This is a genomic window from Enterobacter sp. CM29, assembly GCF_013179605.1.
Classification (GTDB): Bacteria; Pseudomonadota; Gammaproteobacteria; order Enterobacterales; family Enterobacteriaceae; genus Enterobacter; species Enterobacter intestinihominis.
The window spans coordinates 1-11235 of sequence record NZ_JABMCU010000147.1; the positions used below are offsets into that span (position 1 = coordinate 1).

At 51.7% G+C, this 11235-nt stretch carries 12 protein-coding genes and 2 tRNA genes; 4 read left to right on the forward strand and 10 right to left on the reverse strand.

Annotated elements, in window-relative coordinates; translation table 11 throughout:
• The 4 genes from HP459_RS16600 to dnaQ form a co-directional block, all read right to left on the reverse strand.
• Positions 1-578 (reverse strand): ABC transporter ATP-binding protein (locus HP459_RS16600; protein ID WP_171936507.1); only part of this gene is annotated, 578 nt, incomplete at its 3' end.
• Complete coding sequence (locus HP459_RS16605; protein ID WP_045308941.1) at positions 575-1294, reverse strand: FadR/GntR family transcriptional regulator; 720 nt, start codon at positions 1292-1294, stop codon at positions 575-577. The genes HP459_RS16605 and HP459_RS16600, both read right to left, overlap by 4 nt.
• A gap of 387 nt (positions 1295-1681) precedes the next feature.
• Positions 1682-1758: transfer RNA gene (locus tag HP459_RS16610), tRNA-Asp, on the reverse strand.
• Positions 1759-1890: 132 nt separating this feature from the next.
• Positions 1891-2622, reverse strand: a complete 732-nt coding sequence (gene dnaQ, locus HP459_RS16615) for a DNA polymerase III subunit epsilon (protein WP_072201000.1) — start codon at positions 2620-2622, stop codon at positions 1891-1893.
• On the opposite strand from dnaQ, the gene rnhA reads away from it, so the two are divergent.
• Entirely contained in the window at positions 2576-3154 is a 579-nt protein-coding gene (gene rnhA, locus HP459_RS16620) for a ribonuclease HI (protein WP_160840538.1), read from the forward strand. The two genes, dnaQ and rnhA, sit on opposite strands and share 47 nt — an antisense overlap.
• Here rnhA and HP459_RS16625 read toward each other — a convergent pair whose 3' ends face one another.
• Positions 3155-3871 carry a class I SAM-dependent methyltransferase gene (locus HP459_RS16625; RefSeq protein WP_023299381.1) on the reverse strand — a complete coding sequence of 239 codons (717 nt, stop codon included), beginning with the start codon at positions 3869-3871 and terminating at the stop codon, positions 3155-3157.
• Between the two features lie 32 nt (positions 3872-3903).
• Here HP459_RS16625 and gloB point away from each other — a divergent pair, with 32 nt between their 5' ends.
• Both gloB and mltD read left to right on the forward strand, forming a co-directional pair.
• Positions 3904-4662, forward strand: a complete 759-nt coding sequence (gloB, locus tag HP459_RS16630; protein WP_045308942.1) for a hydroxyacylglutathione hydrolase — start codon at positions 3904-3906, stop codon at positions 4660-4662.
• A gap of 68 nt (positions 4663-4730) precedes the next feature.
• On the forward strand, positions 4731-6095 hold the full coding sequence (gene mltD / locus HP459_RS16635) for a murein transglycosylase D (RefSeq protein WP_022647128.1): 1365 nt from the start codon (positions 4731-4733) through the stop codon (positions 6093-6095).
• Positions 6096-6147: 52 nt separating this feature from the next.
• Here mltD and HP459_RS16640 read toward each other — a convergent pair whose 3' ends face one another.
• From HP459_RS16640 to HP459_RS16650, 3 genes are all read right to left on the reverse strand, one after another.
• Positions 6148-6921, reverse strand: coding sequence for a class I SAM-dependent methyltransferase (locus tag HP459_RS16640; protein ID WP_023299379.1), 774 nt, complete (start codon positions 6919-6921; stop codon positions 6148-6150).
• A gap of 77 nt (positions 6922-6998) precedes the next feature.
• The gene (locus HP459_RS16645; RefSeq protein WP_032621812.1) at positions 6999-7799 is read right to left on the reverse strand and encodes an endonuclease/exonuclease/phosphatase family protein; all 801 of its coding nucleotides are present in this window, start codon (positions 7797-7799) and stop codon (positions 6999-7001) included.
• 137 nt (positions 7800-7936) lie between these two features.
• Positions 7937-9112, reverse strand: a complete 1176-nt coding sequence (locus tag HP459_RS16650; RefSeq protein WP_022647125.1) for an MFS transporter — start codon at positions 9110-9112, stop codon at positions 7937-7939.
• Between the two features lie 104 nt (positions 9113-9216).
• Between HP459_RS16650 and yafC the strand changes: the two genes are divergently transcribed.
• Positions 9217-10122 carry a DNA-binding transcriptional regulator YafC gene (yafC, locus tag HP459_RS16655; RefSeq protein ID WP_171936508.1) on the forward strand — a complete coding sequence of 302 codons (906 nt, stop codon included), beginning with the start codon at positions 9217-9219 and terminating at the stop codon, positions 10120-10122.
• Positions 10123-10152: 30 nt separating this feature from the next.
• On the opposite strand, the gene dkgB is transcribed toward yafC, so the two are convergent.
• Together dkgB and HP459_RS16665 are read right to left on the reverse strand one after the other, a co-directional pair.
• On the reverse strand, positions 10153-10956 hold the full coding sequence (gene dkgB / locus HP459_RS16660) for a 2,5-didehydrogluconate reductase DkgB (RefSeq protein ID WP_171936509.1): 804 nt from the start codon (positions 10954-10956) through the stop codon (positions 10153-10155).
• 160 nt (positions 10957-11116) lie between these two features.
• Positions 11117-11193: transfer RNA gene (locus tag HP459_RS16665), tRNA-Asp, on the reverse strand.
• Positions 11194-11235: the final 42 nt, after the last annotated feature.

An 11235-nucleotide genomic window follows, 5' to 3' on the forward strand; every position in this document is an offset into this window, starting at 1 on the left:
ACGTCCAGAGCGGTAGTGGGTTCGTCAGCGATCAGTAATTTGGGATGGTTTATCAGCGCCATCGCAATCATCACGCGCTGGCGCATACCGCCGGAAAGCTGATGCGGGTAAGCCTTAAGGCGCATCTCTGCGGCCGGGATCTGCACCTTCTCCAGGATCTGTAGCGCAACCGTCATCGCCTCAGCCCGGGAGAGCGTTTGATGGCGCATCACCGCTTCACTGAGCTGATCGCCAAGCGTGAAAGCCGGGTTGAGCGAGGTCATGGGCTCCTGGAATATCATCGCCAGCTCGCTGCCGCGCAGATTGGCATACTCGCGCGGCGAGAGCTTGCGCAGATCGTGGCGGCGGAAGTGCATCTCCCCACTGACGATCCTGGCGCTGGCAGGCAATAACCCCATCAGCGCCAGGGAAGTGATGCTTTTACCGCAGCCGGACTCGCCCACCAGCGCCAGCGTTTCGCCCGCCCTTACCGTCAGCGAGATATCTTCGAGCACACTCACCGGCGAGCCCGCGAATTTAACGTTGAGGTTTTGCAGCCGCAGTACGGGAGTGGAATCCTTAAAGGGTATCGTCGTCATAGCGTGGAATCGTCCTCAAGGTGGATGGCCTGAATCAAGGCGGTTTGCAGGCTGAGCAGGTGTTCGCGCATGGCGGCCGCAGCTTCATTAGGCTGGCGATGAATAATCGCTGACATGATTTTGTGATGGTGGTCGTTGTAGTTCTCGACACGTTCGGGGGTGCGGGCAAGCTCGCGTAAATACTGCCAGCCGGGCTCCCGGCGGACGGCATCTATCGCATCGAAAAGCCCTAGCATCAGGCGGTTGCCGGCTGCTTCCGCAATGGCGCGGTGAAAGGCGCTATCCCACAGTTCGTTAAGATCGCGGTCATCCGGGCTGACCTTGTCAATGCGTTCCAGCATGCGCTGCATGAGCGCGAGGTTTTCCCTGGTGGCACGCAGTGCCGCAAGTCGGGCTAAGCCGGGTTCGAGCTGTAGTCGAGCTTCCATGACTTCCAGCAGGTTGGTTTGCTGAACCAATCCCTGAAGCGCCAACGGCTCAACAGGGGCAGCCGGACCAATGAAGGTACCTTTGCCCTGCTTGCGCCAGATCCGCCCTTCTTCTTCCAGCACGTCCAGCGCGCGACGCACTTCGCGTCGTCCTACGCCGAGTGTTTCCGATAGCTCACGTTCAGTGGGCAGCGGAGTGCCTGGTGTTGACTCGTGCTGGTTGATAAGCCCGCGCAACTGGTCAAGCGCGGTGCTGGAATTTGCTAAAACCCGTGAAGGTTTTTCCATATTGGTTCGCTCGCTTTCATCATGACTTTATTTTTATTAACGATAAGTTATTGATATGACGGACTACTTATCGTGCTAATGATTAAGCAATAAGCGAACCAATAACGCATTGGTTCATGAGTTTTCTGAAGAATGACAGGTAACTGAATGATTTCTTATGAATTATTTTTACATAATTATTACATATCAACATGAGGGCAGAAGGTGAGATGGAGACATAATGCACAATAACAGTGCGAATTTCGCACCAATAATGTGCATTTGTTAATAAATTGCACTTTGTTTATTAAATTCTTGTTAATGAAAATAGAATGAGAATAGGTGAGTTTTTAGGGGGTATAAAACGACGAAAGCCTGAATCATTTCTGATTCAGGCTTTCTGAATAGTGGCGGAACGGACGGGACTCGAACCCGCGACCCCCTGCGTGACAGGCAGGTATTCTAACCGACTGAACTACCGCTCCACTGTTCCCGTTTGGGGAACGAGGCGAATATTACGGTTTGCCTCTGAACTCGTCAACGCTTTTTCTCAGGTTTTGAATCGTTTGCTGCAAAAACCACCCAAACGGCGATTTAACAAACGTTTCCGCCTTTTTTCATCCACGCCACAGACAGCTTCCGCCCTTCTTCTGCACTAAATCGAGGCGAGATTCGTGGTTCATTAGCTCTTCATCACTGGCTAAAACAACCCGCAGGCGATTAGCCTGGCGCACGACACGCTGAATGCCGCCTTCATCCCGCGTCTGCTGGGATTCATTTTCCATACTGAATTTTATCGACGTTTGCCCGCCGGTCATGGTCAGGTATACATCGGCCAGGATCTGGGCATCGAGCAATGCGCCGTGCAGGGTACGCTTGGTGTTGTCTATCTCATAGCGAGAGCACAGGGCATCAAGGCTGTTACGCTTGCCGGGGAACATCTTCCTTGCCAGCGCCAGGCTATCCGTGACTTTACAGAACGTATTGGTCTTTGGAATATCGCGGTTGAGCTTGCTGAACTCATAGTCCATAAAGCCGATATCGAACGACGCGTTATGAATGACAAGTTCTGCACCTCTGATGTAGTCGAGAAATTCATCCGCGACATCGGCGAAGGTGGGCTTATCCAGCAAAAACTCATCGGCAATCCCGTGAACGCCGAACGCTTCCGGATCCACCAGCCGATCGGGTTTGAGGTAAACGTGGAAGTTGTTGCCCGTAAGACGACGGTTCACCACTTCAACGGCACCAATCTCAATGATTTTGTGCCCTTCGTAGTGGGCGCCAATCTGGTTCATACCGGTGGTTTCGGTATCAAGAACAATCTGGCGAGTAATTGCAGTGCTCATAGCGGTCATTTATGTCAGACTTATCGTTTTACTGAACGTTTCAAATACAGGAAGTCTACCAGAGATGCGTAAACAGGTAGAAATTTTCACCGATGGATCTTGTCTCGGTAACCCAGGGCCCGGCGGCTATGGTGCCATTATGCGCTATCGCCAGCATGAAAAAACATTTAGTGAAGGCTATTTCCTGACCACCAACAACCGCATGGAGTTGATGGCGGCCATCGTGGCGCTGGAAGCCTTAAAAGAACATTGTGACGTGGTGCTGAGTACCGACAGCCAGTATGTTCGCCAGGGCATTACCCAATGGATCCACAACTGGAAAAAGCGCGGCTGGAAAACGGCAGAGAAAAAACCCGTCAAGAATGTCGATCTCTGGAAGCGTCTTGATGCCGCCCTCGGTCAGCACGAAATCAAATGGGAGTGGGTAAAGGGGCACGCCGGTCACCCTGAAAACGAACGCTGTGACGAGCTGGCTCGCGCGGCGGCATCAAACCCAACCCATGAGGATGCAGGTTATCAACCTGAATCCTGATCACGGTTTTTTGTACTGCCGCGTGGCACCCACGGTCTGGCGGATCCGCGTTTTTGATTTGCTTTGCTTCATTGGGTTGAGCGTAAGGGGGATCGTCCTCTTACGCGCGACAATAAATTGCATGCAGCCCAGCGCGGGTAAATGGGTACTTAATAAGACCCCGCCTTTACGCGTCCAGGGGATGACCTGAAAACCCCCGTAGCTCAGCACTTCGAAATTTAACAATGAAAGCCAGTCCAGCTGGCGCATCATGGTAAACATCCGGCTGTTATATGGCGCCGTGCGGCGCAGAACGGGCGTCAGTTTACGTAGCCCGATCAGACTCAGCGGATTAAAACCGCTCAGGATCAGCCAGCCGTCATCAATCAAAACGCGGTCGGCTTCACGCAGCAGACGATGGGGATCGCTGCACCAGGGCAGCGTGTGAGCGAGCAGACAGGCATCAATGGATTTTTCCGCAAAAGGCAAATGCAGCGGATCAGCCTTCACCTGAACCGGGGAGCCATTAAGCGATACGCTAACCTGATGCGAGATAGCGCAGCTTTCGGTATTGATTTCTGCGCTCAGATTGCCAATCTTAAGCAGGTGAAAACCATACATTTTCGCGAGCCAGGGTTTAAGCTGAAGTTCTAAGGCCTCGCGATAATATTCACCCCAGGGCAACTCTGCCCAACGTTCCGGTGGTGCGACAGTCTGAGGTATCCTTGCCGGTTTCATCAAAACACCCGCCACGCTATAAGAGGTAATGCATGAATCTTATCAGTATTTCCGCCTTTCAGGACAATTACATCTGGGTTTTAGTCGATGACGATCGCAGATGCATCATTGTTGATCCCGGCGAATCCGTACCGATCCTGCACGCGATAGAAGAAAACGACTGGCAGCCTGAAGCGATCCTCCTTACCCATCACCATCACGATCATGTCGGCGGTGTTCCCGATCTCCTTGCGCGCTATCCCCATATTCCCGTCTACGGACCAGCAGAGACACAGGATAAGGGTACGACGCAAGTTATCGAAGAAGGCGAAAGTATCTTCATACTCGGGTGCGAGTTTTCCGTATTTGCTACGCCAGGTCACACTTCCGGTCATCTCTGTTTCTACAGCAAACCTTATCTTTTTTGTGGCGACACGCTGTTTTCCGGCGGCTGTGGAAGGCTGTTTGAAGGCACGCCAGAACAGATGTATCAATCTTTACAAAAAATTAATGCTCTGCCAGCCGACACCGTAATTTGTTGCGCACATGAGTATACATTAGGGAATATGAAGTTTGCTGCAAGCGTACTACCAGAGGATCGGGCGATTCAGGATTATTACCAGAAAGTGAAGGAGTTACGTGCAAAAAACCAAAAAACACTCCCCGTAATTCTGAAAAATGAGCGACAAATAAATTTATTTTTAAGAACGAATGACGTTGATTTAATTAATAAAATTAATCAAGAAACAAATTTGTTACAACCTGAAGCGCGATTTGCATGGTTAAGGTCAAAGAAAGATAACTTCAGATAATTGCGGGTTGCCTTTTCAAAATTTCGCCGTTATCATCGCTCGTCTTTTAAGCAACTATTGACACACACATGAAGGCAAAAGCGATATTACTCGCCTCTGTCCTGCTTGTAGGTTGCCAGTCACAAAACGGCAGCAACGTACAACAGCACGCACAGAGCCTTTCTGCGGCTGGTCAAGGGGAAGCAGGGAAGTTTACGAGTCAGGCGCGATGGTTGGACGATGGGACATCCTTCGCGCAGGAACAAGACTTGTGGGCCTCTATTGGCGACGAGCTAAAGATGGGAATTCCGGAAAACAGCCGGATTCGCGAACAGAAACAGAAGTATTTGAGAAATAAGAGCTATCTCCACGATGTAACATTACGGGCAGAGCCGTATATGTACTGGATAGCAGGGCAAGTTAAGAAACGTAACATGCCTATGGAACTGGTACTACTACCCATAGTGGAGAGCGCTTTTGACCCGCACGCGACGTCTGGCGCCAATGCAGCAGGCATCTGGCAGATCATTCCGAGCACAGGGCGAAATTATGGTTTAAAGCAGACCCGCAACTACGATGCGCGTCGTGATGTTGTCGCTTCAACGACAGCCGCTCTCGACATGATGCAACGTCTGAACAAGATGTTTGACGGCGACTGGTTATTGACTGTCGCGGCGTATAACAGTGGTGAAGGTCGTGTACTGAAGGCAATGAAAGCGAATAAAGCGCGTGGAAAATCTACAGACTTCTGGTCGCTCTCACTGCCACAGGAAACAAAGATTTACGTACCGAAAATGCTGGCATTGAGTGACATTCTCAAGAACAGCAAACGTTACGGTGTACAACTGCCAACACCAGACGAAAGTCGTGCACTGGCGCGTGTCCGCCTCAGCAGCCCTGTTGATATTCAACAGGTTGCTGATATGACGGGTATGTCGGTAAGTAAGCTTAAAACCTTTAATGCAGGTGTTAAAGGCTCCACGCTGGGTGCAAGCGGCCCGCGCTATGTGATGGTTCCGCAGAAACACGCGGAGCAGTTACGTGAGTCTTTAGCTTCGGGTGAAATTGCAGCCGTTCAGTCTACGCTGATTGCTGATACGTCGCCTGTAAGCAGCCGCAGCTATAAGGTGCGTTCAGGTGATACGCTTTCAGGTATTGCATCACGTCTTGGCGTGAATACGAAAGATCTCCAGCAGTGGAATAATCTGCGCGGATCCGGTCTGAAAGTGGGTCAAACGCTGACCGTAGGTGCAGGTAGCAGCGCACAGCGTCTCGCTAAAAACAGCGATAGCATTACCTATCGCGTACGTAAAGGCGACTCGCTGTCCAGTATTGCTAAGCGTCACGGCGTAAACATCAAAGATGTGATGCGCTGGAACAACGATACTGACAACCTGCAACCTGGCGACCAGCTGACGTTGTTTGTGAAAAACAGCGCTACGCCAGATTCCTGATAGTACGATCGCTTATTAAAAAGGCACCGATTCCCCTCGGTGCCTTTTTTGTTTATCCCGCTTTTTGCGCTTCAGCCATAATGGTGTCGCTGGTAAACGAACCATCGTCATGCAATTCAAAGTACGCCTTGACATCAGCAGAGGCACTCTCCTGATACAATCGGATCGCCTGAGTTAATGCCTCCGGTGTGCGCATCCGTGCAATCCATGACGTGAACTCCAGCGACAAACGGTCGGTTATCAATGAGCGTGAAATCAAGCCAGCTTCGGTGATAAACGTAAGCCACTCTCCACTGGAGTAGTTTTGCACGTGCGAGGTATCACGCAGCGCTTCAACCGTCTGGAGCCAGATATTCCGTACCGGATGCCCGGGAGACATCACGTCCATGATGATGAATATTCCGCCCGGTTTGAGCACGCGTTTCACTTCCCGTAATGCCTGCCCCACATCATGCCAGTGGTGTGCAGAGTAACGGCTAATCACAGCCTCAAAGGATGCATCCTCAAAGGGTAAAGATTCAGCGTAGCCCTGGCGCGTCGTGACGTTATTCAGCCCTTTCGCTTTCGCCGCTTCAGCAACCACATCCAGCATCTGGCTCGATAAGTCATACGCCGTCACCTGAGCAACCTGCTGTGCGGCGGTAAAACTGGCGTGCCCCGCTCCGCAGCCTAAGTCCAGCACGTGCGCGTCAGGAAACGCGGCGAGCCGTTCGCCGAGACGTACCAGATCGCGGCCAGAGGCATGTACGGCACTGCTCAGGTAGGCACTTGCCTGAGAACCAAACTGTTTTTCGACGTTGTCATGATGGGAGTGTGTTGTTGTCATGTTGCTGTCCTTTTATGGGTTAAAAAATAAAGGGCAGCACCCGCACAGGCCTGCCCCACGGCAGACCTGACGCACCATTATTTATCAGGTTTGCCGGGACTGAATTCGACTAGTAGAGGATTATGATCGGAGGCGCGCGTCACCAGAACGGAGGCGTCGTGCACGCTTAAACCCCGATAGAAGACAAAATCGAGAGGACGACCAAACGCTTTCTTGCGCTGGTCATCGTTAAAACGAACTTCACGCAGCGACATTTCACGCGCGAAGCGGTACAACGCGTTCATACGCGGACGGCTCCAGGCATTGAAGTCCCCGGCCATAATGATCGGCCCACTGTGATGAGCAATCTGGTCGCCGATGGGAAGTAACTGCTTACTGTACACATCAACACCCAGGCTGAAGTTCACCGCATGAATGTTTACCACCATCAGCAGACGGGTGTCGGGCAACGGATAGACCGTGACCAGCGCTGATTTTGCCAGACGCAGGATCGGTTCACGTTCACGCAGCGGGCAGCAATAGACCGGATGTGCGGCTGAAAGGGTCATCACCCCGGAAGGATGCTGTGGCAGAACAAAGGCAGGCACCTGATCGGCTGCAAGATAGTTCGTCGTTGCAAACCTGACCAGTTCAGGCGTGGTTTGCGCCTCCTGTAACAGAACCAGATGCGCATCTTTACCAAAATTTTGAAGTACGGATAACCACTCCGCACGCTGTTGCTTAAAGATGTTCCACACCAGTACGCGAATTTTTTCGTCACTGCTTAATGGAGTGCCCGCTGGTAATGCCTGGCTAAGGCTCGCAAACGACCCCGGAGGCAAGATCCTCTCCGCAGGCATTCCGGCAACATAACGCATGGCATAGGTATTTTTTCGCACTTTTGGAAACGGCCTCTGTAACATGAACCAGCCCGGAAAACGGACTGGTTCTAATGTTATAGGGATTTTAGGTCACACTTTCAACGCAATTACTGAGAAACCGCTTTCCAGTTTTGTAAGCAAGCACTTACTGATACTTATCCAAGTGCGACGCGAGCGGGTTTATCAAGCCGTCCACTAAGACCAATAAGGAGGAAAGCGATAAGCACAATTACCGCACCAATCCATGGCGTTTGGGTTAATCCAACATGTTCAACCACCTGCCCACCGATAACCGAACCGAGTGCGATACCGATATTAAATGCGGCGATATTCAGCCCAGATGCGACATCCACCGCATTAGGCGTATAACGTTCGGCTTTCTGCACAACATATACCTGCAATCCCGGCACGTTACCAAAAGCGAATATCCCCATAACCAACACCGTTACCAGCGCGGCGTATTGCATCGATGCGGTGAACTGGAAAATCATCAGCAGGGCAACCAGGGCGGCGAAGATGAATTTCAGCGCCGGTACCGCACCATGCTTATCCGCAAGCTTCCCGCCCCAGATATTGCCGATTGCGACGGAGATACCGTAGCCCAGTAAAATCCAGCTCACCGCGCCCGGAGAAAAACCAGCCAGTTCCTGCATCATCGGTGCAAGGAAGGTGAACGCAGTGAACACACCTCCATAACCCAGGGCCGTAACGGCATAGATCAGCAGCAGGCGCGGGTGTGTCAGAACTTTAACCTGATCGCTCAGGCTGGCGCTCGCGCGTCCCGGAATACTGGAGGGCACCAGCAGCAGGCTGGCTACCAGAGCAATCACGCCCAACAGCGATACCGCGAGGAAGGTTTCACGCCAGCCAAAATGTTGTCCGATAAACGTTCCTAACGGCACGCCGGTGACCAGCGCGACGGTTAAGCCACCAAACATAATCGCAATGGCTGACGCCGCTTTCTCTTTTGGCACCAGACTGGTTGCAATCGTGGAACCGATGGAGAAGAAGACACCGTGCGCGAGGCCTGTCAGCAGGCGGGCAATGACCAGCGTGGAGTAATCCGGTGACTGCCACGCCAGAATATTGCCAGCGGTGAAGAGCACCATCAGGGCAACTAACAGTTGTTTACGTGGAAAGCGTCCAGTCAGTGCGGTCAGCACAGGCGCCCCAACAGCGACGCCTAACGCGTAAATAGATACCAGCAGCCCGGCAGAAGGCAGCGAGATAGCGAGTTGTTCAGCAATGGTAGGAACAAGTCCTACAATAACAAATTCGGTCGTGCCAATTGCGAAGGCACTGATCGTCAGGGCAAGAAGCGCCAGTGGCATAAAATACTCCGTCTCTTCAGGATTAAGATGACAGGCAGTATGCGCCAGTGTTTAAATAACAAAAATGGTTAGAATCTCAATAGAATTTTGCAGGTGATGCAATAATGAAAGCCACATCGGAAGAACTGACTGTCTTCGTTGCCGTTGTTGAAAGCGGCAGCTTCAGCCGTGCTGCCGAACAGCTCGGACAGGCGAACTCCGCCATCAGCCGCTCGGTGAAAAAGCTGGAGATGAAGCTCGGGGTGAGCCTGCTCAACAGAACAACGCGGCAGCTCAGCCTGACGGAAGAAGGTGAACGTTATTTTCGACGCGTGCAGTCCGTTTTGCAGGAGATGGCGGCAGCAGAAACGGAAATCATGGAATCTCGCAGCACGCCGCGTGGGCTGCTGCGCATAGATGCGGCGACGCCGGTCGTGCTGCATTTCCTGATGCCGTTGATTAAACCCTTCCGCGAACGCTACCCGGAGATGACCCTGTCTCTGGTCTCCTCTGAGACGTTCATTAACCTGATTGAGCGTAAAGTTGACGTGGCGATCCGCGCGGGAACCCTGACGGATTCAAGTTTACGCGCTCGCCCTCTGTTCACCAGCTACCGCAAAATTATCGCGTCACCGCAATATATTGCAGAGCATGGCAAACCTGAGACCGTTGAGGAGCTGAAGCAGCACCTGTGTCTGGGCTTTACGGAGCCTGTCTCGCTGAACACCTGGCCCGTGGCCTGTCATGACGGACAACTTCATGAGATCATCTGCGCACTTTCGTCTAATAGCGGGGAAACGCTGAAACAGCTATGTCTTGAAGGAAACGGGATCGCCTGTTTATCAGACTATATGATTGATAAGGAAATAGCCGCGGGCCAGCTAGTTGAGCTAATGGCTGACAAACGCTTACCTGTAGAGATGCCTTTTAGCGCGGTGTATTACAGTGACAGAGCGGTAAGTACGCGCATACGCGCATTTATCGACTTCCTTAGTGAGCATATAAAAACAGCTCCCGGAGGAGCTGTATGAGGGTTTAAAGGCACAGAGGGAGGGTTGTTATTAATCCCAGTTAGGTGCTAACCCTTCGGGGCTGACCAGACGATCGTTGCATTCCAGTGCAGCGATCGCTTTTTTGTCTTCATCATCGAGCTGGAGATCCCACGCTAACAGGTTACTTGCCAGGTTTTCACGTTTGGTTGAAGACGGGATCACGGCATATCCTTCACCTATCGCCCATGCCAGGATCACCTGTGCAGCTGTTGCATTGTGTTTTTCAGCGATGCGCGCAATCACTTCATCTTTCAGGGCCTTACCATATGCCAGCGTCATGTACGAGGTGATGTGAATGCCATGCTGTTTCGCCCAGTCCACAACTTTGCGGTTTTGCAGGTAAGGAGAGAGTTCAATCTGGTTAGTAGCAATATTCTCTTTACCCACTGCGGCAATGGCTTTTTCCATCAACGGGATAGTGAAATTCGAGATACCAATTTCACGCGTCAAGCCCTGCTCTTTTGCTTCCAGCAGCGCCTGCATGAACTCTTCTACGGAGAAGGCATCGCCAGGTGATGGCCAGTGGATCAGCGTCAGATCAACATAATCAGTACGCAGCTTTTTCAGACTTTCCTTCAGGCTCAGGATCAGCTTGTCTTTGCTGAGGTTCTCAATCCAGATTTTGGTGGTGATGAAAAGCTCATGGCGCGGTACACCGCTCTCCTCGATAGCCTGACCTACGGCAGCTTCGTTGTCATAAATCTGCGCCGTATCAATAGCGCGATAGCCCAACTCGAGTGCGGTTTTAACAGATGCGATAACAACGTCGTCCTTCAGGCGAAAAGTGCCCAGACCCAGTGCAGGGATAGTCATATCATTCCTCAATCGTTATGTTCGTAAACTGAGGAGGATTATCGCTGTGGTTGTTATATCGAAAAAGATCGTAAAATGCAGAGGATTTTTGCTAATTTCGCAATAGTAAAACGACAGATAAGAAAAAAGCCCTGAGCGTTAGCTCAGGGCTTTTAATAAGTGGCGGAACGGACGGGACTCGAACCCGCGACCCCCTGCGTGACAGGCAGGTATTCTAACCGACTGAACTACCGCTCCACCGAATACTTCTGTAACCACCGGATTAATGCACCGGCTTAC